The sequence below is a fragment of the Magnetospirillum fulvum genome (genome assembly GCF_900108475.1).
GTDB lineage: Bacteria > Pseudomonadota > Alphaproteobacteria > Rhodospirillales > Magnetospirillaceae > Phaeospirillum > Phaeospirillum fulvum_A.
The window spans coordinates 40,659-66,374 of sequence record NZ_FNWO01000011.1 but is presented as its reverse complement, the minus strand read 5'-3'; the positions used below and the strand labels follow the sequence as shown (position 1 = coordinate 66,374).

The 25,716-nt window shown below is 65.9% G+C and carries 27 protein-coding genes; 9 read left to right on the top strand and 18 right to left on the bottom strand.

The window, feature by feature from the left end:
• Positions 1-15: 15 nt before the first annotated feature.
• The 3 genes from BLW40_RS12920 to BLW40_RS12910 all read right to left on the bottom strand — a co-directional run bounded on the left by BLW40_RS12920 (position 16) and on the right by BLW40_RS12910 (position 2,979).
• Positions 16-1,074 carry a GGDEF domain-containing protein gene (locus tag BLW40_RS12920; RefSeq protein WP_083386772.1) on the bottom strand — a complete coding sequence of 353 codons (1,059 nt, stop codon included), beginning with the start codon at positions 1,072-1,074 and terminating at the stop codon, positions 16-18.
• Positions 1,075-1,110: 36 nt separating this feature from the next.
• A complete protein-coding gene (locus BLW40_RS12915) occupies positions 1,111-1,602 on the bottom strand; it encodes a pentapeptide repeat-containing protein (RefSeq protein ID WP_074769222.1) in 492 nt (163 codons plus the stop codon).
• 144 nt (positions 1,603-1,746) lie between these two features.
• Positions 1,747-2,979 (bottom strand): anion transporter, encoded by a 1,233-nt coding sequence (locus tag BLW40_RS12910; protein ID WP_074769220.1) that lies wholly within the window; start codon positions 2,977-2,979, stop codon positions 1,747-1,749.
• 145 nt (positions 2,980-3,124) lie between these two features.
• Between BLW40_RS12910 and rfaE1 the strand changes: the two genes are divergently transcribed.
• Genes rfaE1 through queG form a run of 3 tightly spaced genes read left to right on the top strand, consistent with a single transcriptional unit; the run spans position 3,125 to position 6,100 of the window.
• Complete coding sequence (gene rfaE1, locus BLW40_RS12905) at positions 3,125-4,591, top strand: D-glycero-beta-D-manno-heptose-7-phosphate kinase (RefSeq protein ID WP_074769218.1); 1,467 nt, start codon at positions 3,125-3,127, stop codon at positions 4,589-4,591.
• Positions 4,588-5,052, top strand: a complete 465-nt coding sequence (gene queF / locus BLW40_RS12900; RefSeq protein WP_074769216.1) for a preQ(1) synthase — start codon at positions 4,588-4,590, stop codon at positions 5,050-5,052. Before rfaE1 ends, queF begins: the two co-directional genes overlap by 4 nt.
• Positions 5,053-5,062: 10 nt before the next feature.
• Positions 5,063-6,100: a tRNA epoxyqueuosine(34) reductase QueG gene (gene queG / locus BLW40_RS12895; protein ID WP_244511186.1), complete on the top strand. Its 1,038-nt coding sequence runs from the start codon at positions 5,063-5,065 to the stop codon at positions 6,098-6,100.
• On the opposite strand, the gene BLW40_RS12890 is transcribed toward queG, so the two are convergent.
• The 11 genes from BLW40_RS12890 to cysE form a co-directional block, all read right to left on the bottom strand.
• A complete protein-coding gene (locus BLW40_RS12890) occupies positions 6,065-6,445 on the bottom strand; it encodes a helix-turn-helix domain-containing protein (RefSeq protein WP_074769214.1) in 381 nt (126 codons plus the stop codon). The genes queG and BLW40_RS12890 overlap by 36 nt on opposite strands.
• Positions 6,446-6,639: 194 nt before the next feature.
• Positions 6,640-7,752: a tRNA 2-thiouridine(34) synthase MnmA gene (mnmA, locus tag BLW40_RS12885; protein WP_170834580.1), complete on the bottom strand. Its 1,113-nt coding sequence runs from the start codon at positions 7,750-7,752 to the stop codon at positions 6,640-6,642.
• Between the two features lie 105 nt (positions 7,753-7,857).
• Positions 7,858-8,196, bottom strand: coding sequence for a ferredoxin family 2Fe-2S iron-sulfur cluster binding protein (locus tag BLW40_RS12880; RefSeq protein ID WP_074769210.1), 339 nt, complete (start codon positions 8,194-8,196; stop codon positions 7,858-7,860).
• 27 nt (positions 8,197-8,223) lie between these two features.
• Positions 8,224-10,113 (bottom strand): Fe-S protein assembly chaperone HscA, encoded by a 1,890-nt coding sequence (gene hscA / locus BLW40_RS12875; protein ID WP_074769208.1) that lies wholly within the window; start codon positions 10,111-10,113, stop codon positions 8,224-8,226.
• Positions 10,114-10,734, bottom strand: coding sequence for a Fe-S protein assembly co-chaperone HscB (gene hscB / locus BLW40_RS12870; RefSeq protein ID WP_074769206.1), 621 nt, complete (start codon positions 10,732-10,734; stop codon positions 10,114-10,116). It abuts the gene before it with no gap.
• A gap of 16 nt (positions 10,735-10,750) precedes the next feature.
• Complete coding sequence (locus BLW40_RS12865; RefSeq protein WP_074769204.1) at positions 10,751-11,086, bottom strand: HesB/IscA family protein; 336 nt, start codon at positions 11,084-11,086, stop codon at positions 10,751-10,753.
• Positions 11,087-11,139: 53 nt separating this feature from the next.
• Positions 11,140-11,544, bottom strand: coding sequence for a Fe-S cluster assembly scaffold IscU (iscU, locus tag BLW40_RS12860; protein WP_074769202.1), 405 nt, complete (start codon positions 11,542-11,544; stop codon positions 11,140-11,142).
• An 81-nt stretch (positions 11,545-11,625) separates the two neighbouring features.
• Positions 11,626-12,894 (bottom strand): IscS subfamily cysteine desulfurase, encoded by a 1,269-nt coding sequence (locus tag BLW40_RS12855; protein ID WP_074769399.1) that lies wholly within the window; start codon positions 12,892-12,894, stop codon positions 11,626-11,628.
• Positions 12,895-12,923: 29 nt separating this feature from the next.
• On the bottom strand, positions 12,924-14,069 hold the full coding sequence (locus BLW40_RS12850; RefSeq protein ID WP_074769397.1) for a cysteine desulfurase family protein: 1,146 nt from the start codon (positions 14,067-14,069) through the stop codon (positions 12,924-12,926).
• Between the two features lie 37 nt (positions 14,070-14,106).
• Positions 14,107-14,583, bottom strand: coding sequence for an Rrf2 family transcriptional regulator (locus BLW40_RS12845; protein WP_074769200.1), 477 nt, complete (start codon positions 14,581-14,583; stop codon positions 14,107-14,109).
• Positions 14,580-15,374: a serine O-acetyltransferase gene (gene cysE, locus BLW40_RS12840; protein ID WP_074769198.1), complete on the bottom strand. Its 795-nt coding sequence runs from the start codon at positions 15,372-15,374 to the stop codon at positions 14,580-14,582. The genes BLW40_RS12845 and cysE overlap by 4 nt, the downstream gene beginning before the upstream one ends.
• Before the next feature lie 212 nt (positions 15,375-15,586).
• Here cysE and BLW40_RS12835 point away from each other — a divergent pair, with 212 nt between their 5' ends.
• Complete coding sequence (locus tag BLW40_RS12835) at positions 15,587-16,276, top strand: alpha/beta hydrolase (RefSeq protein ID WP_074769196.1); 690 nt, start codon at positions 15,587-15,589, stop codon at positions 16,274-16,276.
• 75 nt (positions 16,277-16,351) lie between these two features.
• Here BLW40_RS12835 and BLW40_RS12830 read toward each other — a convergent pair whose 3' ends face one another.
• Together BLW40_RS12830 and BLW40_RS12825 are read right to left on the bottom strand one after the other, a co-directional pair.
• Entirely contained in the window at positions 16,352-16,678 is a 327-nt protein-coding gene (locus BLW40_RS12830) for a hypothetical protein (protein WP_074769194.1), read from the bottom strand.
• Between the two features lie 14 nt (positions 16,679-16,692).
• A complete protein-coding gene (locus BLW40_RS12825; RefSeq protein WP_074769192.1) occupies positions 16,693-17,760 on the bottom strand; it encodes an anhydro-N-acetylmuramic acid kinase in 1,068 nt (355 codons plus the stop codon).
• Between the two features lie 77 nt (positions 17,761-17,837).
• Here BLW40_RS12825 and tyrS point away from each other — a divergent pair, with 77 nt between their 5' ends.
• Positions 17,838-19,088, top strand: a complete 1,251-nt coding sequence (tyrS, locus tag BLW40_RS12820) for a tyrosine--tRNA ligase (RefSeq protein ID WP_074769190.1) — start codon at positions 17,838-17,840, stop codon at positions 19,086-19,088.
• A gap of 360 nt (positions 19,089-19,448) precedes the next feature.
• On the opposite strand, the gene cyaY is transcribed toward tyrS, so the two are convergent.
• Positions 19,449-19,757, bottom strand: a complete 309-nt coding sequence (cyaY, locus tag BLW40_RS12815; RefSeq protein ID WP_083386770.1) for an iron donor protein CyaY — start codon at positions 19,755-19,757, stop codon at positions 19,449-19,451.
• Between the two features lie 127 nt (positions 19,758-19,884).
• Between cyaY and rpmE the strand changes: the two genes are divergently transcribed.
• Positions 19,885-20,115 carry a 50S ribosomal protein L31 gene (rpmE, locus tag BLW40_RS12810; RefSeq protein ID WP_002727010.1) on the top strand — a complete coding sequence of 77 codons (231 nt, stop codon included), beginning with the start codon at positions 19,885-19,887 and terminating at the stop codon, positions 20,113-20,115.
• A 193-nt stretch (positions 20,116-20,308) separates the two neighbouring features.
• Positions 20,309-22,015 (top strand): adenylate/guanylate cyclase domain-containing protein, encoded by a 1,707-nt coding sequence (locus BLW40_RS12805; protein ID WP_244511184.1) that lies wholly within the window; start codon positions 20,309-20,311, stop codon positions 22,013-22,015.
• Positions 22,016-22,021: 6 nt separating this feature from the next.
• Here BLW40_RS12805 and BLW40_RS12800 read toward each other — a convergent pair whose 3' ends face one another.
• Positions 22,022-22,423 carry a DUF1465 family protein gene (locus tag BLW40_RS12800; RefSeq protein ID WP_074769186.1) on the bottom strand — a complete coding sequence of 134 codons (402 nt, stop codon included), beginning with the start codon at positions 22,421-22,423 and terminating at the stop codon, positions 22,022-22,024.
• A gap of 458 nt (positions 22,424-22,881) precedes the next feature.
• Here BLW40_RS12800 and rimO point away from each other — a divergent pair, with 458 nt between their 5' ends.
• Together rimO and BLW40_RS12790 are read left to right on the top strand one after the other, a co-directional pair.
• Entirely contained in the window at positions 22,882-24,210 is a 1,329-nt protein-coding gene (gene rimO, locus BLW40_RS12795) for a 30S ribosomal protein S12 methylthiotransferase RimO (protein WP_074769184.1), read from the top strand.
• Positions 24,180-25,652, top strand: coding sequence for a PAS domain-containing sensor histidine kinase (locus BLW40_RS12790; protein WP_244511183.1), 1,473 nt, complete (start codon positions 24,180-24,182; stop codon positions 25,650-25,652). Before rimO ends, BLW40_RS12790 begins: the two co-directional genes overlap by 31 nt.
• Positions 25,653-25,716: the final 64 nt, after the last annotated feature.

Sequence of the window (25,716 nt, the reverse complement as noted above, 5' to 3'; positions counted from 1 at the left end):
CCTTCCGATGCGTCTTTAAATCCCGTCCTGAGGCAGATCGCGCTGGCTCATCACCCGGTTGCGGCCCTCGCGCTTGGCGAGATACAGCGCCTCGTCGGCGCGGTGGACCAGCGAGGTGATCGATTCGCCGGGGGAGAATTGGGCCGCTCCCGCCGACAGGGTCACCTGTCCCAGGGTTTCGCCGGTGCGGCGGTTGGTGACCCGGCGTCCGGCGACGCGCAGACGGATGTCGTTGGCGATCGAGATCGCGGTGTCCAACTCGGTTTCGGGCAGGATCACCGCGAATTCCTCGCCGCCATAGCGGGCGGCGGTGTCCTTGGCCTGGATCGTCTCGATCAGCGAACGGCCGATCAGTTTCAGGATCTGGTCGCCCAGCGGATGGCCATAGGTGTCGTTGAAGCTCTTGAAGTGATCGACGTCGATCATCAGCAGGCTGAGCGGGCGGCGGCTCGATTCGGCCTCGCGCACCGCCAGGGAGAGGACGGCATCGAACGTCTTGCGGTTGGCGATCTGGGTTAAGGCGTCGGTCGATGCCTCGCGCTGGAGGCTGTCGAGCGCATCGCGCAACTGGCGGATTTCCCGTCCCGACGAGGCCAGCCGCCGCTCAAGCTGGCGATTGAGGTCGGCCATCGTCCGGGTTTCGGTCAGGACCGCCGCGATTGCCCCGTTGATCTCGCTCGGGGCGGGGGCGTCGGTGTTGAGGCAGCCCGAAAAGGTTTCCAGCGCGATACCGTATTTCGTGGTGCCCTGGCTGGCGTGGGAAAGGTACTCGAGCATCCGCCCGACCGCATCCTCGACCCGCTGTCCGACTTCGCGCAGTTCGGCCTTTTCGGGGGTGAAGGCGGCGAAGCGTTCGTACAAGGTGTCGTTGATCTCGGCGGAGAATCCCGTTCCTGTCCGCAGAATCTCATCGATGGCCTGGGTCAGGTCGGGATTGCGCCCACTGACATAGGCATACCAGATCGAGAAATTCTCGGGATGGGGCGGCACGCGGTGCCGTTCCATCATCCCAAGCGCCGCCCGGGCGCAATGCAGGGCGATGTCGATCGGATCGGGGTTCCTGTAATCGGCCAAGACGGATTCAAACTCCCTGACGTGCGATGGCTTCGGTCAATTGCACTGGCCGAGCGATCCCTCGGCACAGCGGCGCACGCCGTCGGTCCAGATCGCGTCCGACAGGTCGGCACCCAGCATTTCCGCTCCTTGCGTTCTGGCCCCGGTCAGGTCGGCCCCCCGCAACGAGGCGTGGAAGAACCGCGCCCGCCGCAGATCGGTCCGCTTCAATGAGGCTCCGGACAGATCGGCTTTGGTGAAGTCGGCATCGCTGAACAGGCCGTCGTCGAGATTTGCGCCGCGCATCCGGGCCGAGACGAACCGGGCGCGATAGCCATCAACCTTGCCGAGATTGGCTCCGGACAGGTCCGAGCGCTGAAAGCTGGTCTCGCGCAGCCGCGATCCCGTCAGGGCGTCGCCGATAAAGCTGCGACCATCCATGTAACAGCGTTGCCAATCGACCCCGGCGGCGGCGGGGGCATTGCAATCGGCGGCCAGCGCCGGGTCGGTGGAGAAAAGGGCACAAAGGACGAAGGCGACGATCCGCATGGCGTTCCGGGGGTCAAGGCCGCCCTGACGAGAGCGACAGGAACTAAGTATGCCTGTCCTGCCCCCGATCGGCTACACCGCTTCGATTGAATTGTTCGCAACGGCACATCGCGCCGCTGGCGTCCCGGACCAAACCGTCCGGAACTACCAGGTCATCCAGCCGCCCAGCCACAGCCACGCCACCGCGATCGCCATCGTCACCAGGGTCAACGGAATACCGGCGCGGGCGAAATCGCCGAACGACAGCTTTGCTCCGACCGAGGCGGCGCGCTCGGCGACAATGATGTTGGCCATGCTGCCGACCAGCAGGAAATTGCCCGCCAGGGTCGAGAGCAGCGCCAGCCCGGTCAGCGCTCCCGGATCGGGCGTGTGCCAGACCGCGAGGATCAGCATCACCGCAGGGACGTTGCCGATCGAGTTCGAAGCCACTAGCGACAGCGGCAGCATCGCCCCCAGCGTCTCGGGGAACAGACCGTTCTCGGCCAGACTCTCGACCCATTGCCGGGCCAGATCGGTGTCGGCAAAGGCACCGGTGACGACGAACAGGCAGGCGAACAGCAGCAGCAGGTGCCAATCGACCGAGCCGATCATTTCCCGCGACGACATCTTGCGGCTGGCCAGCAGCAGACCGGCGATCACCATCGCGCCGACTTCGCGCGGCAGGGGGGCGGCGAACAAAAGGGCCAGACCGAGCAGGGCGCAGGCTCCCTTGATCGCCTGCCAGCGATGCAATTGGTGTCCGGTGGCGGGCGGCGGCGGGGGCGCGGGGGTGCGGTCGAGCTCGGCCCGCCAGATCCAGGCGATGACGACGTGCACCACGACCAGCGAGGCCAGCGCGGGAAGGGCGCAGGCGGCGAGGAAGTCCCAGAAATCGAGCCCGCCGACCTGACCGATCAGGATGTTTTGCGGGTTGCCGATCAAGGTGGCGGCGCTGCCCGCATTGGCGGCACCGACCAGACCGAGCAGATAGGGGCGGGGATCGAGCCCGCGGCGGCGGATACCCTCGGCGACGATCGGCGTCATCGCAAAGCAGACGACGTCATTGGCCAGCACCGCCGACAACCCGCCCGCCGCGACGATCACCAGTGCCAGCAGGCGTCGGGGCGAGCCGGAGCCGCCCGCCACCCGCGTCGCCACCGAATCGTAGACCCCGGCCAGTTGGAACTGGGCCGACACGATCATCAGGGCGAACAGCAGCAGCAGGGTGGGGACGTCGATCGAACTCCCCATGGCGCGAACGCCGACCTTGCCCGACAGCAGCAGAGCCACCACGGCGACCAGGGCGATGCCGGTCCGATCGATTTTTAATCCGGGCACGCTGCCGAAAGCCATGCCGAGATAGGTGAGGACGAAGACGACGATGACGAAGGTATCCATGGCTCTGTTTATCGCCCGTCCGCCGGTCCGCAATCAAGAGAAGTCAAAGCCGGTCCGAGGAATTGGCGTGGCTTTCGGGCTTTTGTCTTGCGCCGAAGGGGCGGTTGGGATACGGCGGTGTGATCCATCAGTCCGAAGGGGTAGCATGACCGAACTTTCCGCTTTGGCTGACCGCGTCGAGCGGTTGCGGGCCACTTCCGTTCTGTGCGTCGGGGATGTGATGCTGGACCGCTTCGTCTATGGCTCGGTCGACCGGATCAGTCCCGAAGCGCCGATCCCGGTGCTGGCGATCGAGCGCGAAAGCGCGATGTTGGGCGGGGCTGGCAATGTCGTCCGCAATCTGGTCGCGCTGGGTGCCCATCCGGCGTTTATTTCGGTGGTCGGCGACGATGTGCCCGGGCGCGAGATTGCCCGGCTGGTCGGCGAGCACGAGACGATCGCGCCGTCGCTGCTGGTCGAGCCGGGGCGGCAGACGACGATCAAGACCCGCTTTTTTGCATCGAATCAGCAGCTTCTGCGCGCCGACCGTGAAACCCGCGCCGCGCTGGACGAGTCGATCCGCGATCAGGTTCTCGCCCGTGCCGCCGAGGTGCTGGCCGGGGCCAGGGTGATGGTGCTGTCTGATTACGGCAAGGGGGTGTTGGCCCCCGAGATGGTCGCCGGTCTGATCGCGCGGGCGGCGGGCAAGGTGGTGGTGGTCGATCCCAAGGGCACCGATTATTCGATCTATGCCGGGGCCACCATCGTCACCCCCAACCGCAAGGAATTGCACGAGGCGACCGGGATGGCGGTCAACAATGATGACGAGGTGGTCGCCGCCGCCCGCCATCTGATCGCCACCTGTGGCATCGGCTCGGTGCTGGTGACCCGCAGTCAGGACGGGATGACCCTGGTCCAGGGCGACGGGGCGGTGCATCACCTGCCCGCCGAAGCGCGCGAGGTGTTCGACGTCTCCGGCGCGGGCGATACCGTGGTGGCGACCCTGGCCGCCGCCTTGGCCTCGGGGGCCAGCCTGCTCGACGGGGCGCTGCTCGCCAATGTCGCCGCCGGAATCGTCGTCGCCAAGGTCGGCACCGCCGTCGCCTATGCCGACGAACTGGTCGCGGTGCTCCATCACGGCGACCTCACCGCGGGCGGATCGAAGATCGTCACCGCCGCCGCCGCCGCCGATCTCGCCGATCTGTGGCGACGCAAGGGGCAGAAGGTCGGCTTCACCAACGGCTGTTTTGACCTGCTCCATCCCGGCCATGTCTCGATCCTGGCCCAGGCGCGGGCGGCGTGCGACCGGCTGGTGGTCGGGTTGAACAGCGATGCCTCGGTCCAGCGGCTGAAAGGCCCGACCCGGCCGGTGCAGTCCGAGGCGGCGCGGGCCACCGTGCTGTCGTCGCTGGCCTCGGTCGATCTGGTGGTGATCTTCGGCGAGGACACGCCGCTGGCGCTGATCGAGACGCTGCGTCCCGACGTGCTGGTCAAGGGGGCCGATTACACCGTCGCGACGGTGGTCGGTGCCGATCTGGTCCAGGGCTGGGGCGGCAAGGTGGTTCTGGCCGATCTCGTCGATGGGCAGAGCACCACCAACACCATCCGCCGGATGAACGGAGGCGCGTCATGAGCGGCACGATTCCCCCCGGATTGACCCAGCTTGGCCAGGCGACGGCGTTGCCGTCCGATCCGGCCGAGGCGGTGCTGGAGGTGGTGCCCAACCCCCACCCCGGCAGTCTGTATCTGGTCCGCTTTACCGCGCCGGAATTCACCTCGCTGTGTCCGATTACCGGCCAGCCCGATTTCGCTCATCTGGTGATTGATTACGCCCCCGACGCGGCGCTGGTCGAAAGCAAGTCGCTGAAGCTGTTTCTTGGCAGTTTCCGCAATCACGGCGCCTTCCACGAGGATTGCACCCTGGCGATTGCCAAGCGGGTGGTTGCCGCCACCGCCCCGACCTGGCTGCGGATCGCCGGATATTGGTATCCGCGCGGCGGCATTCCGATCGACGTGTTCTGGCAGACCGGACCGGCCCCGGCCGGGCTCTGGCTGCCCGATCCCGGAGTACCGTCCTATCGCGGCCGGGGATAGCGCCGCCGAGTTGAAGGCCGGGATTCGCGCCCAGGCGCTTCGTCTCGGCTTTTGCGATGTCGGCTTTGCCCCGGTCGCGGGGCTGGCGGTCTGGTCCGAGGGCCTGACCGGCTTTTTGGCCGAGGGCCGCCACGGCGAAATGGACTGGCTGGCCGACACCGCCGAAAGACGTGTCCGTCCTCAGGCGTTGTGGCCCCAAGCGCGGACGGCGATCGTGCTGGCGACCAGTCACGCGCCCCCCGACGATCCCCAGGCGGCGACCCGCCTGCCCGATCGCGGCGCGATCTGCGCCTATGCCCGTGGCCGCGATTATCACGACGTGATCAAAAAGCGGCTCAAGGCGCTGGGGCGCTGGCTGGCCGAAGGCTATGGAGCCGAGGTGCGCGCCTGCGTCGATACCGCTCCGGTGATGGAGAAGCCGCTGGCGCAGCAAGCCGGGTTGGGTTGGCAGGGGCGGCACACCCTGCTGGTGTCGCGGCGTTTTGGCGGCTGGGTGTTTCTGTCCGAACTGCTGACCGATCTCGATCTGCCGCCCGATCCGCCCGAAAGCGATCATTGCGGCACCTGCCGGGCCTGCGTCGAGGCTTGCCCGACCGGGGCCTTGGACGGGACCGGCCGGATTGATCCGCGTCTGTGCCTGTCCTATCACACCATCGAGGCCAAGGCCCCGATGCCGGAATCGTTGCGGTCCCGGATGGGGAACCGGATCTATGGCTGCGATGCCTGTCAGGCCGCCTGTCCGTGGGTTCGCCGCTCGATCCCGGCCAGCCCGGACTTTCTGCCCCGGATCGAGGCGATGTTGCCCCGGCTGGGCGATCTCGCCCAACTGGACGAGGCGGACTTTCGCGCCCTGTTCGCCGGAACTCCGGTCAAACGGGTCGGGCGCGACCGCTTCGTCGTCACCGTGCTGATCGCGATCGGCAATAGCGGCCGGAGAGAGCTTCGTCCGCTGGTCGAGCGCTTGCGGCTCGATCCGGCGGCGGAGGTGCGGGCGATGGCGGTGTGGGCCGCTTCAGCCCTCGGCGGCGAGGGCGCGGGCGAGTTGTGACAGCGCTTCCTGGTGCCGCTCGTTGGAGATGGTGGCGAAATTACGCGCCAGTTCCAGGCACATTCTCTGACGGGCATTCAGATCGGACGCCCGGTTGCTGTCGATTCCCTCGAAGAAATAATTGACCGGGACCGACAGGGCCTGGGCGATTTCGTACAGGCGACCAGAGGAAATGCGGTTGATGCCGCGTTCGTATTTGTGGGCCTGCTGATAGGTCACGCCAATAAGGTCGGCCATCTGCTGCTGAGAAAGACCGAGCATGATGCGGCGTTCGCGAATTCTTGCTCCGACGTGACGATCGATATCGTTGGCACGGTTCATAATATACTCGGGCCTCGTCTTCATCCGCGCCTCTATACTTGAGAGATACGACGGCGGGATTGGATGGATAGTTTGGGGAGACACCCGGTGTGGGTGAAATCCACCTATCGCTGAGATAGGCTGAATCCCGTAGGCGGGCAACCTGAAACTGCCCAACCTGTGGAAATCCGTAATACTACTCAGACTTTGATTCTAAAGTCGTATATATATTGCGTAATTTATAAATCGCGTTCCAGGATCGCCTCGGGCGGCTCGATCCAGCCGCCGCCCAGCATTCTAGAACCTTGATAAATAACGCAAGCTTGGCCGGGGGCGACGCCCTGCTCCGGCCGATGCAGGGTGACCACGGCCCGATCCCCCTCCAAACGGCGTAATCGGGCGGGGACGGGCGGCCGGGTCGAGCGGACTCGGACCTCAACTTCCAGTTCTGTTTCGGTCCCGCCCAGCCAGTTGACCCCGGACAACGCCACCCGACTTTGGTCGAGCGCGGCGCGGGGGCCGACGACAACCCGGGCGGTAGCGGCCTCGACCGCCAGCACATACAGGGGCGGACCGCCGCCCAGCCCCAGCCCGCGGCGCTGGCCGACGGTGTAATGGATGATGCCGGGATGGCGGCCCAGCACGATTCCGTCGCGATCGACGATCTCGCCGGGGCGGACCGCCTCGGGGCACAGGGCACTGACGATCCGGGTGTGGTCGCCGTCGGGGACGAAGCAGATGTCCTGGCTGTCGGGCTTGGCGGCGACGGTCAGGCCGTGGCGGGCGGCGATGGCGCGGGTCTCGGCCTTGTTGTCGATGTCGCCCAGCGGAAAGCGCAGGAAATCGAGCTGGTCGCGGGTGGTGGCGAACAGGAAATAGCTCTGGTCGCGGGCGGGGTCGCGGCCGCGCAGCATTTCCGGCCCGTCCGCGCCCAGGCGGCGGCGGACATAATGGCCGGTGACCAGGGCGTCGCCGCCGAGATCGCGGGCCAGCCCCAGCAGATCGCGGAACTTGACGGTGCGATTGCACTCGATGCACGGCACCGGGGTCCGCCCGGCGGCATAGGCGGCGGCGAAGGGGGCGATGACGTCGCGCTTGAACTCGGCTTCAAGGTCGTGGACGTAATGAGGGATGCCGAGACGGTCGGCGACGGCACGGGCGTCGTGAAGGTCGCGCCCGCCGCAACAGCCGATCGCGGCGGGGCCGGGATCGTGCAGCCGCAGCGTCACCCCGACGACGTCATAGCCCTGTTCGAGCAACAGTGCTGCCGTCGCCGACGAATCGACGCCACCCGACATCGCCACCACGACGCGGGTGGCGTGGGGCGGCTTGGCGATATCTAGGCTGTTCAGGCCGGAAGACGGCATCAAGAGGTTCGTTCGGTTGCGGGCGCAGCCCAGGGGCCGCCCCGCCCCCGTCGGAGCCGGGCCACCCCCAGGCGGACATCCGGGGGTGGATTATTTCTTGCCGACCATCATGTTGCGGGTCGCGGCGGGCAGGGTGACGGTGAAGCCCTCCATGTCCTTGGTCACGATGATCTGGCAGCCCAGCCGCGAGGTCGCGGTCAGCCCGAAGGCGAGGTCGAGCATGTCTTCCTCGTCCTCGCTGGCGGGCGGAATCTTGTCGTACCATTCCTTGGCGACGACGACATGACAGGTCGAACAGGCCAGCGAGCCTTCGCAGGCTCCTTCCAGATCGACATGATTGCGATGGGCGGCTTCCATCACCGACAGACCTTCGGCGGCATCGACCTCGGTGCGCGAACCGTCGGGATTGATAAAAGTCAGTTTGGGCATGGGACGCGTGCCTTTATCCGAAAAGAGTTAGCCGCCGATGGACTCGTCGAGCGAATCGATCGCGACCCCGGCCAGGGCCTGACGGATGCCGCGATCCATCCGCCGTTCGGCGAAGGTCTTGGTGGCGGCCTCCAGCGCGTCCATCGCGGCGGTGACGGCGTCGCGGTCGGACGAAGCGATGGTGCGCTCGACCTCGGCGATCGCGTCATCGATACCCTTTCGCTCGTCCGCCGACAAGAGGTCGGAATCAACCCCCAGCGCCGCCTGGACCGCCAGCACCGAGCGGCGGGCCTCGACGACGGTCTCGGCCAGCAGGCGGCTGTCCATGTCCTCGCGCGCATGTTCGAGCGAATCGCGCAGCATCGTCGCCATTTCGTCTTCGGTCAGGCCATAGGACGGCTTGACCGCGACCTGCTGCTCGATCCCGGTGCTGCCCTCGCTGGCGGTGACGGTCAGCAGCCCATCGGCATCGACGGTGAAGGTGACGCGAATCCGCGCCGCCCCGGCGGCCATCGGCGGGATGCCACGCAGGACAAAGCGGGCGAGCGAGCGGTTCTGATCGACCATCTCGCGTTCGCCCTGGACGACGTGGATCGTCATCGCCGTCTGGCCGTCCTGATAGGTGGTGAATTCCTGGGCCATCGCCACCGGAATCGGGGTGTTGCGCGGGATCAGCTTTTCGACGATGCCGCCCATCGTCTCGATCCCCAGCGACAGCGGGGTGACGTCGAGCAACAAGGTGTCGGACCCGGCGGTCAGCGCCTCGGCCTGCAACGCCGCGCCGACGGCGACGACTTCGTCGGGATTGATGTTGGCGAGCGGATCGCGGCCGAACAGCGCCTTGACCGAGCTGCGGACCAGCGGCATCCGGGTCGAGCCGCCGACCAGCACCACGCCCTGGATGTCGGCGACGTCGATTCCGGCGTCCTCGATCACCTGACGGCAAATCTCGACGGTCCGGTCGAGCCACGGCGCCGCCAGCGCGTCCAGCGTCTCGCGGGTGAGGCTGTGGCGGGTGGCGATCCCGCCGACCTCGATCATCCAGTCGCCTTCGCGCTGGGTCGATAGGCATTCCTTGGCGACGCGGGCGGCGGCTAGGGCCTGCATCACCTCGCCTTCGGTCAGGGTGACGTCGCCCCGGGTCGCGGCGCGCTCGGCCAGGAAATGCTCGGCGACGGCATGGTCGATATCGTCGCCGCCCAACGCGGCGTCGCCGCCGGTGGCGCGAACCTGGAACACGCCCTTTTCCATCCGCAGGATCGACAAATCGAAGGTGCCGCCGCCCAAATCATAGACGGCGTACAGCCCCTCGGCCCCGTGATCGAGCCCATAGGCCAGCGCGGCAGCGGTCGGTTCGTTGACCAGACGCAGGACTTCAAGCCCGGCCAGCCGGGCGGCGTCCTTGGTCGCAGTGCGGGCGGCGTCGTCGAAATAGGCCGGAACGGTGATGACGGCGCGATCGACGTCCTTGCCCTGGGCCTCTTCGGCGCGGGCGCGCAGCGCGCGCAGGATGTCGGCCGAGACCTCGACCGGGGTCAGCGTCCGCCCGGCGACCCGCAGCCGGACCATGCCGCCCTCGGCGGCGCTGTCGAGCCGGAAGGGCAGGGTGCCCGCCAGCGACTTCAAATCCTCGATGCCGCGTCCCATCAGCCGCTTGACCGAACTGACCACCTGTTCCGGTTTTTCCAGGATCATCCGGCGCGCCTCGCGCCCGACGATCACACTGCCGTCTTCGTCGTACTGAACCACCGAGGGGATCAGCGCCTGACCGTCGCCGTCGCGCAACACCTCGACCGCGCCGCCCTGGGCCAGCGCCACCACCGAATTGGTGGTGCCGAGATCAATGCCGACGGCAAGGCCGCGATCCTGCTCGTGCGGAGCGGGACTCTCGCCGGGTTCATGCAACTGCAACAGCATTCAGGGCGTCCTTGTGATGCGGGTTTTCTTGGCCCGGGCCTCTTCGGCGAGTCGGGACAGATATTTCAGCCGGATGGCCAGATGACCGGCCTGATCGAGATCGTTGGCGTTGAAGGCGGCGGAAATGCCGCACTGGCAGGCGATCATCGCCGATTCGGCCTCCATTGCCAATTGCGCGACCCGCTCACGGGTCCCGGCCTCGGCCAGCGCCTCGCGCATCTCCATCTGTTCCATCAGCAGGGCGCGGTCGTTGATGGTGCCGCAGGCGGTCAGATCGACCGGGCTTCCCAGCAGGCCGAGCAGATAAGCGGCGCGGCGGAGCGGGTCCTTCAGCGTGTCATGAGCGTCGTTGAGCGCGGTGGCCTGCGCCTGCGACAACGCCTTCTCGCGCGGCGATTTCGAGGCGAAGCGGTCGGGATGGACCCGCCGTTGCAAGCCGAGATACTGCCGTTCCAGCGCGTCCTGATCAATGTCGAACGAGCGGGGCAGCCCGAGCCGGGTGTAATGATCGACGATTCCCGGTCCCTGGACCGCGCCGCAGACCGAGCAGAACAGGGCGCGGGAGGCGACAGGACCCTTGCAGGACCAACAGGGCGCGATCGCGGAGGCGGGATGGTTCATCGTTGGCCCTCGCCCCTCAGACGTGGAAGGATTCCCCACAGCCGCAGCGGCCTTTCTCGTTGGGGTTGCGGAAGACGAAGCCGGACTGCATCTTGTCCTCGACGAAGTCCATTTCGGTACCAAGGATGAACATCGTCGCCTTGGGGTCGATCAGGACGGTGACGCCGTTATGCTCGACGATTTCGTCGTAGGGGGTCCGCTCGTCGGCGAATTCCAGGGTGTAGGACAGGCCAGAGCAGCCCTTCGAGCGCACCCCGATACGAATCCCGGCCGACGGCTTGCCGCGCTTGTCGAGCAAAGCCTGGACGCGGAGTGCGGCGGCGTCGGTGATGGTCAGTGGAGCAGCGGGCATGGGGGTATCCTCAAGGATGGAAAAGCGGTGGTCCAAAAGCCGGGGCGGGCAGCCTATTCGGCTGCCGCGCTGTCGTCTTTGCCGACCTTGCGCTTGTAATCGGCGATGGCGGCCTTGATCGCATCTTCGGCCAGCACGGAACAATGAATCTTGACCGGGGGCAAGGCCAGTTCCTGGGCGATGTCGGTATTCTTGATCTGACCGGCCTCGTCGAGGGTCTTGCCCTTGACCCATTCGGTGACCAGCGAGCTTGACGCGATCGCCGAACCGCACCCGAAGGTCTTGAACTTGGCGTCCTCGATGATGCCCTCGGCGCTGACCTTGATCTGAAGCTTCATCACGTCGCCGCAGGCGGGGGCTCCGACCAGACCGGTGCCGACGGTGTCGTCTTCCTTGTCGAGCGATCCGACATTGCGCGGATGTTCGTAATGGTCGATGACCTTGTCGCTGTACGCCATCAGAAGTCCTCCTTCGTGCCGCCGGAGGATTACTCCGGAACGATTCCAAACTATAGCATATCTGCCGCAGAGGCGAGACGATTAATGCTCGGCCCACTGAACCGAGCTGACGTCGATCCCCTCCTGGTGCATTTCCCACAGCGGGCTGAGCGAGCGCAGGTGCTCGACCGCCGTCACGATGTGGTCGATCGCGTAGGAGATGTCCTCGTCGGTGGTGAAGCGGCCAAAGCCGAACCGCAGCGAGGTGTGGGCCATCTCGGCGTTCAGCCCCAGCGCGCGAAGCACATAGGACGGCTCGAGCGAGGCCGAGGTGCAGGCCGAGCCCGACGACACCGCCAGCCCTTTGACCCCCATCATCAGCCCCTCGCCCTCGACGAAAGCGAACGAGATGTTGAGATTGCCGGGGACGCGGTGGTCAAGGTCGCCATTGACGTAAATCTCGGGCAGGCGCTGTTGCAGACCACCCAGCAGGCGGGCGCGCAAGCCCAGCAGACGCTTGGATTCCTCGGCCATCTCGGCCTGGGCCAGCGCGCAGGCCAACCCCAGGCCGACGCACAGCGGCGTCGCCAGCGTGCCCGAGCGCATGCCGCGTTCCTGGCCGCCGCCATGGATCATCGGCACCAGCCGGACGCGGGGGCGGCGGCGGACATAAAGCGCGCCGACTCCCTTCGGTCCATAGATTTTGTGGCCGGAGATGCTCATCAGATCGATGTTCATCGCATTGACGTCGAGCGGGATCTTCCCCACCGCCTGGGCGCAATCGGAATGGAAGTGGGCGCCCTTGGCCCGGCACAGCGCGCCGATCTCGGCCAGCGGCTGGATCACCCCGATCTCGTTATTGACCCCCATCACCGAGACGATCGCGGTCTTGTCGGTGATCGCCGCCTCAAGCTCGGCCAGGTCGATCAGCCCGTTGGTGCCGACCGGCAGATAGGTGACCTCGAACCCTTCCTGCTCCAGGTGGCGGCAGGTGTCGAGCACGCATTTATGCTCGGTCGAGACGGTGACGACGTGGTTGCGCCGTTCCTTCAGGAACATCGCGACGCCCCGAATCGCCAGATTGTTCGATTCGGTCGCGCCCGAGGTGAAGATGATTTCCTTGGCATCGGCCCCGATCAACGCGGCGATCTGGGCGCGGGCCTGCTCGACCGCTTCCTCGGCTTCCCAGCCATAGGCGTGATTGCGCGAATGTGGATTGCCGAATTTCTCGGTGAACCAGGGCAACATCGCCTCGACCACGCGGGGATCACACGGCGTGGTGGCCTGATAATCGAGGTAAACCGGGACATCGGCTCGCCGGGCCGGGGTCGGGCTGCTGAGCGGGGGGGTCTTGAGGCCGAGGGCTGTCATCGGTTTCATCCTTCCTTCAAATCCTTGCGTCAGGCGGCTTCGGCCTGCGAAATCGTATAGCCCTTGCGCCGGGCCAGATCGGTCCAGGCGGCCAGGAAGCGGTCGATGTCCTCCTCGCGGCTGGCCCAGCCCAGGCTGATCCGGATCGCCGATCCGGCGATCTCGGGCTCCAGGCCCATCGCCGTCAGCACCCGGCTGACCTCTTGCCGTCCCGAGGCGCAGGCCGGTCCGGCGCTGACCGCGACTCCGGCCAGATCGAGCGCCATCACCTGGGTCCGGCCGGGCATACCGGCCAAAGCGAGGCAGGTCGTGTTGCCCAGCCGGGGCGAGTCCGCCCCGATCGCGATCGCCTGCGGCAACCTAGCCAGCGCGGCGCGTTCCAGCCGGTCGCGCATCGCGCTTAATCTCAATGTGGTGGCGGGATCGCTCAAGTCACCCCCTACCAAGGTTGCGCAGGCACCAAAGCCGACGATACCGGGCAAGTTCTCGGTTCCGGCCCGGCGGCGGCTTTCCTGTCCCCCACCAAGCAAGAAGGGTGCCAGGGGAAATGTCGGATCGGCCAGCACCAACGCGCCGATTCCGGGAGGGCCGCCCATTTTATGGGCAGAGAGGGTGAGGAAATCGGCACCCAGCGCCGCCAGCGACACCGGACTCCGTCCGGCGGCCTGGGCGGCGTCGCAATGCAGCCGGGCGCCGTGGGCATGGGCCAGACGGGCCGCTTCGGCCACCGGCTGGATCACCCCGGTTTCGTTGTTGGCCAGCATCACCGACACCAGTGCCGGGCGCTCATCCTCGGCCAGCAGGCGGTCGAGCGCGGCAAGGTCGATCATGCCGTCGGCCCCAACCGGAATGAGGGCGGCCCCGGCCCGCTCCGCCGGTTCGGCGATGGCGGGATGTTCGATCGCCGAAACGATCAGGCGCTCGGCCCCGCTGCCCGCCAGGATCATGGCGTCGGCCTCGGTGCCCCCCGAGGTGAAGATCAGGCCATGCGGATCGGCTCCGACCAGGGCGGCGACCTCGGCCCGCGCCGTTTCCAGCCGCTTGCGCGCCGCCCGGCCCGGTCCGTGGATCGAGGAGGGGTTGCCCGCTTCGGCCCAAGCCGCCGCGATCGCCGCCGCCACCTCGGGCCGCAGCGGAGCGCCGGAATTGTAGTCGAGATAGGCGGTGCCGCTCATCGGCGCGTGCATCCTTCCGATTTTGCCGCCTGCGGCTCTATTGCGCCGCCGCGACGCTGCCGCCGGGGCGGTCGCCGCCATGGAACATCCCCGAACTGCCGAGAATGCGGCGCTCGCAAATGTCGTGGAGCGAGACCGAACTGAGATACAGATAAATCTGGTTGCCCAGTTCCTCCCACAGATCGTGGGTCAGGCAGCGGCCTTTGTTGTTGTGACAGCCGGCCGGGGTGCCGGGCGAGCATCGGGTGGTCTGAATCGGCTCATCGACCGCCAGGATGATGTCGGAGACGCGGGTCTGCTGCGGAACCCGGGCCAGCAGATAGCCGCCGCCGGGGCCGCGAACGCTCTTGACCAGCCCGCCCTTGCGCAGCTTGCCGAACAATTGTTCGAGATAGGACAGCGAGATTTCCTGGCGTTCGGCGATGTCGGCCAGCGCGACCGGATTGCCGCGCGAATGGCTGGCGAGATCGACCATCGCCATCACGGCGTACCGCCCCTTGGTGCTGAGTTTCATGATCCAGTCTCCCGCTCCAGTGCCGGTTGGTCCGGGCTCTTGCCGACCGGTCGCGTGTGATCCGGCCCGGGTTCGGGTCCGGTCTGTTCGCCGCCGACCAGATGGGGCAGCCGGGCACAGCCCAGCGTCGGATGTCCATGCAGTTCGGTTTCCAGTTCGGTTACCCGCTCGATCAGTCCGGCGACCTGACCGCGCAGGCTGTCGATGGCGCGGGCCACCGGGTCGGGCAGGGATTCCCCCGGCAGGCCATAGGCGCAGAACTCGGTGTCCTTGCTGCGCCGCATCACCATCCGGGCCGGAATGCCGACCATCGTCACGCCGGGGGGGACGTCGGTCAGCACCACCGCGTTGGCGCCGATCCTGGCTCCTTTGCCGACGGTGATCGGTCCCAGCACCTGGGCGCCCGATCCGACGATCACGCCGTCGTCCAGGGTCGGGTGGCGCTTGCCGCTGTGGAGCGAGGTGCCGCCCAGGGTGACGCCGTGATAGAGGGTCACGTCGGCGCCGATCACCGCAGTCTCGCCGATCACGACGCCGGTGCCGTGGTCGATGAACAATCGGGGGCCGACGATGGCGCCCGGATGAATCTCGATCCCGGTGAACAGTCGGCCGACATGCGAGATGAAGCGGCCCAGCACCCGCGCGCCTCGGGTCCAGCACCAATGGGAGACGCGGTGAAAGGTCACCGCGTGAAGACCCGGGTAGCACAGCAGAACCTCGAGTCGCGAGTGCGCTGCGGGATCTCTGGTGCGGATCGATTCGATGTCTTCGCGAAGCCTCTTGAAAATCATAGCTCTCAATATGTTAATCTACGCCCCGACGGCCGGTCCGGCCGTCGGGGGACAGACCATCCGGCGCGCCAACTCATCGCAGCGGACTATATTATGTCCGACAAGGCAGGTCAAGATTGGCCGGCCAGCCGGTGGTTATTTGTGTATTTTTCCCCGATTCGAATGCTCGGATATCGAGTGTCGGCGGGGCAGGGAGATGATTGCGGTGAACCATGCCTGAAGTGATTTTCAATGGACCGGACGGACGTCTGGAGGGACGCTATCATCACGGGAAGTCGCCGAGCGCCCCCTTGGCGCTGTTGCTTCATCCCCATCCGCAGCACGGCGGAACGATGAACAACAAGGTGGTTTATGCCCTGTACCATGCCTTTGTGCGGCGGGGCTTCTCGACCTTGCGGTTTAATTTTCGTGGCGTCGGGCGCAGCCAGGGCAAGTTCGACAACGGCCAGGGCGAGCTGTCGGATGCCGCTTCGGCGCTGGATTGGATGCAATCCTTCAACCCCAACGCGTCGGCCTGCTGGGTCGGTGGCTTTTCGTTCGGGGCCTGGATCGCGATGCAGTTGCTGATGCGCCGTCCCGAGATCGACGGATTCGTTTCGGTGGCGCCTCCGGCCAACGTGTTCGACTTTACCTTCCTCGCTCCCTGTCCGTCCTCGGGGCTGATCGTCCACGGCACCGCCGACGATCTGGTCCCCGAAGCCAGTGTCGCCAAACTGGCGGCCAAACTGGCGACCCAGCGCAATATCCGGGTCGGCTACCGCACCATCGAGGGAGCCAACCATTTCTTCGGCTCCCAGCTCGATCAATTGGGCGGGATCGTCGAATCCTATCTGGCCGACATCGCCCCCGAGCGTCAGGTTACTCCGGTTCCCGTGCCGGAACTCGCCGCCGCGATGAGCTGAACCGGGCTGTTTGTCCCCCTCGTCGTCCCCCACCGCGGGGAAGACGAGGGGAAAGCCGTCCGTCCGTCACCGGCCTTAAAGCGCCCCGCAATTGGCTTGGGCGAGCACTTTCCATTCCGAACTCTTGCGACCGCGTCCGACCGAGGTGACATCGACCACCCGGGCGGAAAACACCCGCGCCTGATGGGGGCGGACGACGACGCACAGCACCGTGGCGAACTGGGTCCAACTGACCTGATCGTTTTTCACGATCGCCCACAGATTGCCGCGATCGTCGATCTGGGCATCGAGGACGCGGGGGGTGGCGCGGATTGCGGCCAGGGCGGTTTCGCGGTCGGCATGGGCGGGGGCGGCCGTCAGCGACGCGATCAGGCAAACGGCGGCAAGGGCAAGACGCTTCATCGCGAGGCACTCCGTCAGGGGGTGAAGATTCGGCCGCCGCCCAGAGGTTCCGGCGCGCCGGTGGTCGAGGGGAAGGTGGTGGGCAGTCCGGCCAGCACCCGCACCGCCAGGAAGCCGAACGCCTGGGCTTCCAGCGCGTCGCCGTCCCAGCCGACCGCTTCGACCGGGCGGACATCGACGTCGAGAATTTGGCGCAACGCCATCATCAGCACCGGGTTGTGCCGTCCGCCGCCGGTGACCAGCCATTGCCGTGGCGGCTGGGGCAGGTGCAACGCGGCGGCTCCGGCGGCTCCGGCGGTAAAGGCGGTCAGGGTCGCCGCCCCGTCGGCGGGCGACAATCCCCGCGTCAGCTTGGCCGCCAACCGGGCGAAATCGTCGCGGTCGAGCGATTTCGGCGGCGGCTGCTCGAACCAGGGATCGGACAGGAACACCGCGACGCGGTCGAGATCGACCCGTCCGGCTCCGGCCAGCGCGCCGTCGCGGTCGATCGGCTGGCCGGTATGGGTTGCGGCCCAATCGTCGATCAGGGCGTTGCCGGGGCCGGTATCGAAGGCGGACATCGCGCCGTCTTCGCCGATCCAGGTGACGTTGCCGACGCCGCCCAGATTAAGCACCGCCAGCGGAGTCTCGATCCCGGCGGCCAGGGCGCGGTGGAACACCGGCACTAGCGGCGCGCCCTGGCCTCCGGCGGCGACATCGGCCGAGCGGAAATCGTTGACGACGCGGATGCCGGTGGCGGTGGCCAGCCAGGCTCCGTCGCCGATCTGGCGGGTGTGGCCCTGGTCGGGGCGGTGCGACAGGGTATGGCCGTGAAAGCCGATCACCCCGATGGCGTCGGGGCCAAGCCCGGCCTGTTTCAGCAGGCGGGCGACCGCCTCGGCATGCAGCCGGGTCATCTCGGCCTCGGCCGCTTCGACCGGGCCGTCGCCCAGGGCGGCGGCGCGCAGGGCGGTCCGCACCGGCTCGGGATAGGGCAGGGTCAAAGCGGGGCCGAACCCGGCGACCGCCTCGCCATCAGTGTCGATCAAAGCGGCGTCGATCCCGTCAAGCGACGTCCCGCTCATCAATCCGAGTGCCAGCATTGTGATCCCCTCGCATTGTCGCCGCAGCCTGAGTGTGATAAACGAGCGAGCTTTCGGCAGCAAGCGGATCAGCGGCCATGAGCACCCCCACCTCGGATTTCCTTCGCATCGTCGTCGAGCGCGGTTACCTCCATCAATGTACCGACCTCGACGGTCTGGATCAGCGCCTGAATCAGGGGAGTGCGGCAGGCTATATCGGGTTCGACGCCACCGCGCGCAGCCTGCATGTCGGTTCGCTGATGCAGATCATGCTGCTGCGCTGGTGGCAGAAGACCGGCAACAAGCCGATCGTGCTGATGGGCGGCGGCACCACCCGTATCGGCGATCCCACCGGACGCGACGACGCCCGCAAGATGCTGTCGGACGACGACATCGCCGACAATATCGCCGGAATCCGCACGGTGTTCGACCGTTACCTCAGCTTTGGCGAGGGCGCCACCGACGCGGTGATGGTTAACAACGCCGATTGGCTGGACTCGCTGAATTATATCGGCTTCCTGCGCGATTACGGCCGCCATTTCACCATCAACCGGATGCTGACCTTCGATTCGGTCCGGCTGCGGCTGGAGCGCGAGCAGGCGCTCAGCTTCCTCGAATTCAACTACATGATCCTCCAGGCCTACGATTATGCCGAATTGTGGGCGCGGCGTGGCTGCTGCCTCCAGATGGGCGGCTCGGATCAGTGGGGCAACATCGTCAACGGTGTTGAACTGGGGCGTCGGGTCCATCAGGCCGAATTGTTCGGCCTGACCAGCCCGCTGCTGACCACCAGTTCGGGGGCGAAGATGGGCAAGACCGCCAATGGCGCGGTGTGGCTCAATGCCGACATGCTGAGCCCGTGGGAGTTCTGGCAGTACTGGCGCAACACCGAGGACGCCGACGTCGGCCGCTTCCTGCGTCTCTACACCGAATTGCCGCTTGACGAGATCGCCCGGCTGGAAGCGCTTCAAGGGGCCGAGATCAACGAGGCGAAGAAAATCCTGGCCGGTGAGGTCACCCGGCTGGCCCACGGGGCCGACGCCGCCACCCTGGCCGCCGAGACGGCGCGCAAGACCTTCGAGGAAGGGGTGTCCGCCGACTCGCTGCCGACGATCGAGCTGGCTTCGTCCGAGTTCGCCGCCGGGCTGCCCGCCTTTGCCTTGTTGGTGAAGACCGGGTTGGTTGCCTCGAACGGCGAAGCCAAGCGGCTGATCAAGGGCGGCGGGGCGCGTCTCAACGACGCGGTGATCGAGGACGAAACCCGTCCGGTCACCGTGTCCGATCTGACCGGCGGCGTGCTGAAGCTGGCCGCCGGCAAGAAGCGGATCGTGCTGGTCCGGGCGGTTTAGGTCGTCGGTCGTGAAAAAGTCCTTCGGCCTTTGGCCTCAGTGTACTTTTCCCCGGTTCAAAAAGAATCCCCGTGCTCAATCAAGCTTTCCGCGCGGGGATGGATTTGGTTCCCTCCGAGGCCGATGGGCGACGCCCACGGCTTCGGAGGCTGGTGAAACAGACAACACGAAAAATGGGCGCTGGGGTTTTGCCTAAGGCCGCAGCCCCTCCGGGGCTAGCGGAGCTCAAGCGCCGCTCGGGCTTGTTGCGCATTTCACTCTGACTTCGTTTGAGTGAAATGCGCTCTAGCCCATTTTTCCCCTTTTAATCCAACGGGAAAAAGTACACCGAGCGACAGCGAGGGACTTTTTCACGGGAGACTAGGTCAGGGGCACGCCCAGTTCGGCCGACAACAACGGCAAAAGCGCGAGCGCCGGGTCTCGGGTCGAGACCCAGCGCTCGTCGCGCCAGACGAAATGGTGCGCCCCGCTTTTGGGCGAGGCCAGCCAGATTTCGCGGTTCGGGGTCTGCTTGTTGATGACATAGGTGCCGCCGTGATCGAGGGTGACGGTCAGCACACCGCCCTCAAGCTCGGCGTCGGCATCGTCGCGGCCATCCTCGATCGCCTCGGCAAGGCGTTCGAGTAACGGGTCGGCCAGGGCGATAAAGTGGCTTTCTTCCAGGCTCATCCGGGCTCTCCAGGCATCGTGGGGGGCATTAATGCTACTCCGCATCTGCCCCCATGGGTCAAGGATGGCTTGCACCGCACCGTCATTTTGGTTATAGAGGCGCCTTCGATTTGCGGAGCACCTGGCCATGAAGGACAATATTCATCCCGATTACCACGAGATCAACGTGGTCATGACGGACGGCACTGAATTCAAGACCCGCTCGACGATGGGCAAGGCCGGCGACATCCTCCGGCTTGACATCGACCCCAAGTCTCATCCGGCTTGGACGGGCGTTCACCGCCTGATGGACACCGGCGGGCAGCTCGCCAAGTTCAAGAAGCGGTTCGAGGGTTTCGGCATTAAGTCGAGCTCGTAAGCTCTGGTTGCATCTGTGACCGGATATCCGGCCGGCCTTGTGCCGGCCGGACTCGTTTGCTATGGACTTCACCTGCCGATGAGGGTAGAGCAGGTCCGAAAGCGGCCGGCTTGCGGCCCTAGAGCCTGACGATGTCTGGGGCAACATGATCATCGTCCACTTTGAGGTCTACGTCCTCGAAAGCAGGGGGTGGATGCTTCATGCCCGCTTCCCCCGGCTCGACCGGGACGAGGCCATGCACGAGGCTCGCGAGCTGGAAGCCAGCATGGGCCTGCGCGTCAAGGTTCTGCGCGAAACCTACAATACCGACACCAACAATTTCGACGAAGTCGAGGTCTATGTCAGCGGCAACGCCCCGCCGCCGCCCAAATCCTCGGCCCCTGCGGCCAAGAAGGCGCAACCCTCCCGCCGCACGCCGCCGCCCAAGGCGCGGATTCGCGCCGCGCCTCCCCTCCGCGCCAAGCCGAAGGACGATTCGTTCGCCAGCGCCTTCGCGGTGGTGTCCCGCCTGACCCTGATCCTGCTTGCGGCGGTCGGGCTCGGTCTGATGTCGCTCCGGCTGATGCAATCAACGGTTCTGGCGCTCTACGATTACGGCTTTCGCATCACGCCGGACGATTACAACCATCTTCAGCTTGGGTTGTTTTTGCTGGTGGTGGCGCTGGTCGCGGTGCCGTTGGGGCTGCGCTTTCTGCCCACCCACGCCCTGTTGCCCAAGGGAACGGGGGGGGCGTCGGCGCCTGGGCCCTACACCGATCCCAAGCTGAAAAAGTCGCTGAACAAGCTGGTCGCCCGCGTTGCCGCCGAGGGGGGGGCTGAACCGACGATCCCCGACCGTTGGGAAGACGACCCGAAGGCGGTTGCGCCGTTGCCGCTCGACCTCGCGTTCGGTGCCGCGACCGAGCCATCCGAGCCGACCGAGTCTGCCCCCCCCGAACCGCCGCCCGCCGCTCTGGCTCCCCCGCCGCCGCCGCCGCCCGCCGCTCCATCGGTGCCGCCCGCAATTGCCGCCGCGACCGAATTGTGCGAGCGCTTCCTCGAAGGGGCGATCCGCGCCGCCAAGGCGACCGGGATGGCGTTCGACCAGTACCAGCGCTTCGCCCTCAACCTCTATATGGCTGGAGCGGTGGGGGCCTTGGCCGAGTTGCACCGGCTGGATGATGCGACCCGCCGCCGCCTGCTGGCCCAGGCGTTCGACCGGCTGGAATCCTCCGCCGACATGGCCGCCCGCTTCGAGTCGCGGATGGCCGAATACATGATGGAACCGCGCTATATGCGGCTGATCCAGGCCGGGCGGGCCGGGATCGAGATGCTGGGGCTGGGGGCGGGGGTCGGTGCCCATTCGGTGCTGACCTCGATCCTGAAGGATTGGAACCGCCCCGCCACCGAGAAGAAAGCCTCGATCATGACGGTGATGTTCACCGACATGGTCGGATCGACCGACATGACCCAGGCGCGCGGCGATGTCGCCGCCCAGGAGATCGTCCGCCGCCACAATGCGATTGTCCGCACCAGTCTGGCCCAATTCTCCGGCAAGGAGATCAAGCATACCGGCGACGGCATCATGGCGTCGTTCGCGTCGGCCGCCAACGCGGTCGAGGCTTCGATCCAGATTCACCGCGAGGTCGCGGCCCACAATGCCGGGCGGCCCGATCTGCCGCTGCATCTGCGGATCGGCCTTAACGCTGGCGAGCCAATTCAGGAAGAGGACGATCTGTTCGGGGTGACAGTCCAGCTGGCCGCCCGGGTCTGCGCCGCGACCCAGTCCGACCGCACCTTGTGCACGACGGTGGTCAAGGATCTCGCCTCGGGCAAGGGCGGCGCGTTCGACAGCGCCGGAAGCTTCGCCCTCAAGGGATTCCGCGACAAGATTCCGCTGTGGGACGTGGTCTGGCGCTAAAGCAGGCTAGTGCAGCACCCGTTCGACCAGCATTTCTTCTAGCCGGGCGACGCGAAGGAACAGCCGGTGGCTGCGGTCCATCAGGCTGCGGAGTCCGTTGGGGAGGGAGGCGTCGCCGATGAAGCTGTCGTCGAGGCAGACCTCGAAACCCGACAGGCGGCGTTCCGAGATCAGCGCCTGTTCTGGAGTCAGCTCGCCGCTCTGCACCGCGCGCTGCACCATCAGCCAGGCCATCACCTGGGTCAGGCGCGAGGTGACGCGCATCGCTTCGCAACTCATCCGCAGCCCGACCACCGGTTCGGCCCGCTCGCGTTCGCGCCGTTCGGTGTGGTTGAGGTAGTTGCGCGCCTCGACCATCAGGGTGAGGGTCTCGTCATACGTTCTTCTGAAAAAGGCGGGTTGCGGCATAAGCGCCCCTCCCATGCCACAAGAGCGGCCTCGATTGAGCTACTGTCTCACTTTCATAACGCTATCGCAAGGTTCTCACCATAATAAATTGTCGGAACCTCACTTTAATAGGTCGGATTCCGTCAGTAAGCGTATTCATAGTTCAGTTTGCGATTTGAGGTGTTAATCGTATATAAGGCTATTGTACTTTATGTGACTGAGGTGTGCCTGTGGGCGTGATGGTGATGGGTGATTACAGCAAAACGAACGGTGGGGCATCCTCTTGTCCAGTGCCTCTGTTTGGGGAGGTCCCCTCTCGACATTTATCAACCGTTCGTTTGTGTGAGGGGGGCTACGTCGGCGGTCTGTTTTTCTATCCCCTTTGGTTATGACTTATGTCTGGTATTGCTTGAGACTTGCGAACGAAGGGCGATATCCGTTAAGTGACGTCTTTTGCACCCCCGGCAGTCGGAACCGTCATGAACAGACCGAATCCCAAGGTCGGAATCGTTAGCCTCGGCTGTGCCAAGGCGTTGGTCGATTCCGAACGTATCCTGACCCGCCTGCGGGCCGAGGGGTACGACATCTCCGCCACCTATGACGGAGCCGACGTCGTCATCGTCAATACCTGCGGCTTTCTCGACAGCGCGCGGGCCGAATCGCTGGAAGCGATCGGCGAGGCGATCGCCGAGAACGGGCGGGTGATCGTCACCGGCTGCCTTGGCGGCGATCAGGCGGCGATCCGGTCCGCGCATCCTTCGGTGCTGGCGATCAGCGGGCCGCATCAATATCAGGCGGTGGTCGAAGCGGTGCATGGCGCGGTTCCGCCGCCGCACGATCCCTGGGAATCGCTGGTTCCGGCGGCAGGGCTGCATCTGACCCCCTCGCACTACGCTTATTTGAAGATTTCCGAGGGCTGCAACAATTCCTGCTCCTTCTGCATCATCCCCGACATTCGTGGACGGCTGGACAGTCGCCCGATTGCCGACGTGCTGGGCGAGGCCGAGCGGCTGGCCGAATCCGGGGTGCGCGAATTGCTGGTGATCTCGCAAGATACCGGGGCCTATGGCGTCGATCTGCGTCATCAGGCGCAGGATTGGCGCGGGCAGTCGCGCCGGACCCACCTGACCGATCTGGCCCGCGGGCTGGGCGAGTTGGGGATCTGGATCCGTATGCATTACGTCTACCCCTATCCCCATGTCGATGATCTGATCCCGTTGATGGCCGAAGGGACGATCCTGCCCTATCTCGACATCCCGTTTCAGCACGCCAGCCCCACGGTGTTGCGGGCGATGCGCCGTCCCGCCGATCATGAAAAGCTGTTGGAGCGGATTTCCGGCTGGCGGCGGGACTGTCCCGATCTGGCGATCCGCTCGACCTTCATCGTCGGCTTCCCCGGCGAGACCGAAGAGGATTTCGAGTTCCTGCTCGATTGGATGGAAGAGGCCAAGCTCGACCGCGTCGGCTGTTTCAAGTACGAGAACGTCAAGGGTGCCGCCGCCAACGCCCACCCCGACCATGTCGATGAGGACGTCAAGGAAGAGCGGCACCAGCGCTTTACCGAAGCGGCGCGGCGGATCGCCGATGAACGGGCCGCCGCCAAGGTCGGCAGCGTGATCGTCGCGATCATCGACGAGGTGGACGAAGAGGGCGCGATCGGCCGCAGTGCCGCCGATAGCCCCGAAGTCGATGGCGCGGTGTTCCTCAACGGCGAGACCGAGCTTAGCCCCGGCGATCTCGTCGCGGTCGAGATCGACGCCGCCGAGGATTACGATTTGTGGGGCCACCCGGTCGGGCCGCCTTCATGACGGCGGCGCAAGCCCCATCTTCCCCCGATCCCCACCGCGCCGCGTTTCACGCGTCGAGCCGGCCGCTAGCCCTGTTGGGGCCGGACGGCCGGTTTTCCGACGCCAATTCCGCCTTTTGCACCCTGGCCCGCCGCGATGTTGCGGCGCTGGTCGGCACCGTTCCCGATTGGATCGCCCCCTGGCGCGATGGGGCGGCGGTTCTCTCCGGTCCCGATGGCAATCGGGTCGAGGTTTCGCTGGCCCTGGCGCCGCTGCCCGATGGCGGCATCCTGATTGATCTCGATCCCTGGCCCGAGGCCCGTCAGCGCGCTGCCGAACGGGCTCACCGCGAGATGCGGGCGATCATCGAAAACACCTATGAATTCATCGGTCTGCTGTCGCCCGAAGGCCATATCCTCGACGCCAATCGCACCGCGATGTCGTTCATCAAAAGCCACGATTTCGACTCGCTGCGCGGGCATCTCTTTGCCGATACGCCGTGGTGGACTCATTCGAGCGAAGAGCGCGCGTTGCTGGTCGATGCGGTCCGGCGCGCCCGCCAGGGCGAATTCGTCCGCTTCGAGACGACCCATCGCGGCGGCGACGGACATTTGGCCTATATCGACTTTTCGTTAAAGCCGGTCACCGACGATGACGGCGCGGTGATCTATCTGGTTCCCGAAGGGCGCGACATCACCCAGCGCAAGCAGGCCGAGTCCGATCTGCTCGCCGCCAAGCTGGAAGCCGAATCCGCCAACCGGGCCAAATCCAACTTTCTGGCCACCGTCAGCCACGAATTGCGGACGCCGCTGAACGCGGTGATCGGGTTTTCCGAGGCGTTGCTGTCCGATGCCCTCGGCCCGCTTGAGCCCGAGCGCACCCGCGACTATTTGCGGCTGATCCATGCCGCGGGCCAGCATCTCGGCGCGCTGATCGAGGATATCCTCGACGTGTCGCGGGTCGAACTCGGTCATCTCGATCTGGCCGAGGATGTCGTTGCCCCCGACGAGATGGTCGCCTCGGTCCGCCGTCTGCTCGAATCCCACGCGACCGACGGCTCGATCCGGCTGAAGATCGATCTGCCGTCCTCGCTGCCGCGCCTGCGGGCGGATTCGCGCCGGTTGCGCCAGGTGCTGCTCAACCTGGTCACCAACGCGATCAAGTTCACTCCCGCGGGGGGGACGGTGACGATTCGGTTCAATGCCGGGCCGGATGGTGTTGCTTTTCATGTCGAGGACACCGGCATCGGCATTCCGCTCGAACATCACGGCAAGGTGTGGCAGCCGTTCTTTCAGTCCGACGCCCTCCACGCCCGGCCGCATGACGGAGCCGGGCTGGGGCTGGCAATCGTTAAATGCTTCGTCGAGGCGCTGGGCGGCCAGGTCAGCCTCGACAGTGCCCCCGGCCAGGGTACCTGCGTCAGTGTCCTGCTGCCGCCCGAGCGGGTGATCGCCGCCGAATAGTCGGTCGTGAAAAAGTCCTTCGGCCTTTTATCCAACGGGAAAAAGTACACCGAGCGACAGCGAG

Coding starts and splice junctions, on each gene's coding strand:
- tyrS (WP_074769190.1), top strand. CDS start 17,838: ATGAGCACCCCCACCTCGGATTTCCTTCGCATCGTCGTCGAGCGCGGT.
- cyaY (WP_083386770.1), bottom strand. CDS start 19,757: ATGAGCCTGGAAGAAAGCCACTTTATCGCCCTGGCCGACCCGTTACTC.
- iscU (WP_074769202.1), bottom strand. CDS start 11,544: ATGGCGTACAGCGACAAGGTCATCGACCATTACGAACATCCGCGCAAT.
- cysE (WP_074769198.1), bottom strand. CDS start 15,374: ATGATTTTCAAGAGGCTTCGCGAAGACATCGAATCGATCCGCACCAGA.
- rfaE1 (WP_074769218.1), top strand. CDS start 3,125: ATGACCGAACTTTCCGCTTTGGCTGACCGCGTCGAGCGGTTGCGGGCC.
- BLW40_RS12850 (WP_074769397.1), bottom strand. CDS start 14,069: ATGAGCGGCACCGCCTATCTCGACTACAATTCCGGCGCTCCGCTGCGG.
- BLW40_RS12865 (WP_074769204.1), bottom strand. CDS start 11,086: ATGCCCGCTGCTCCACTGACCATCACCGACGCCGCCGCACTCCGCGTC.
- hscB (WP_074769206.1), bottom strand. CDS start 10,734: ATGAACCATCCCGCCTCCGCGATCGCGCCCTGTTGGTCCTGCAAGGGT.
- BLW40_RS12880 (WP_074769210.1), bottom strand. CDS start 8,196: ATGCCCAAACTGACTTTTATCAATCCCGACGGTTCGCGCACCGAGGTC.
- BLW40_RS12890 (WP_074769214.1), bottom strand. CDS start 6,445: ATGAAGACGAGGCCCGAGTATATTATGAACCGTGCCAACGATATCGAT.
- rpmE (WP_002727010.1), top strand. CDS start 19,885: ATGAAGGACAATATTCATCCCGATTACCACGAGATCAACGTGGTCATG.
- BLW40_RS12800 (WP_074769186.1), bottom strand. CDS start 22,423: ATGCCGCAACCCGCCTTTTTCAGAAGAACGTATGACGAGACCCTCACC.
- BLW40_RS12835 (WP_074769196.1), top strand. CDS start 15,587: ATGCCTGAAGTGATTTTCAATGGACCGGACGGACGTCTGGAGGGACGC.
- BLW40_RS12845 (WP_074769200.1), bottom strand. CDS start 14,583: ATGAAACTCAGCACCAAGGGGCGGTACGCCGTGATGGCGATGGTCGAT.
- BLW40_RS12825 (WP_074769192.1), bottom strand. CDS start 17,760: ATGCTGGCACTCGGATTGATGAGCGGGACGTCGCTTGACGGGATCGAC.
- BLW40_RS12805 (WP_244511184.1), top strand. CDS start 20,309: ATGCTTCATGCCCGCTTCCCCCGGCTCGACCGGGACGAGGCCATGCAC.
- BLW40_RS12830 (WP_074769194.1), bottom strand. CDS start 16,678: ATGAAGCGTCTTGCCCTTGCCGCCGTTTGCCTGATCGCGTCGCTGACG.
- BLW40_RS12915 (WP_074769222.1), bottom strand. CDS start 1,602: ATGCGGATCGTCGCCTTCGTCCTTTGTGCCCTTTTCTCCACCGACCCG.
- BLW40_RS12910 (WP_074769220.1), bottom strand. CDS start 2,979: ATGGATACCTTCGTCATCGTCGTCTTCGTCCTCACCTATCTCGGCATG.
- queF (WP_074769216.1), top strand. CDS start 4,588: ATGAGCGGCACGATTCCCCCCGGATTGACCCAGCTTGGCCAGGCGACG.
- BLW40_RS12855 (WP_074769399.1), bottom strand. CDS start 12,894: ATGACAGCCCTCGGCCTCAAGACCCCCCCGCTCAGCAGCCCGACCCCG.
- rimO (WP_074769184.1), top strand. CDS start 22,882: ATGAACAGACCGAATCCCAAGGTCGGAATCGTTAGCCTCGGCTGTGCC.
- hscA (WP_074769208.1), bottom strand. CDS start 10,113: ATGCTGTTGCAGTTGCATGAACCCGGCGAGAGTCCCGCTCCGCACGAG.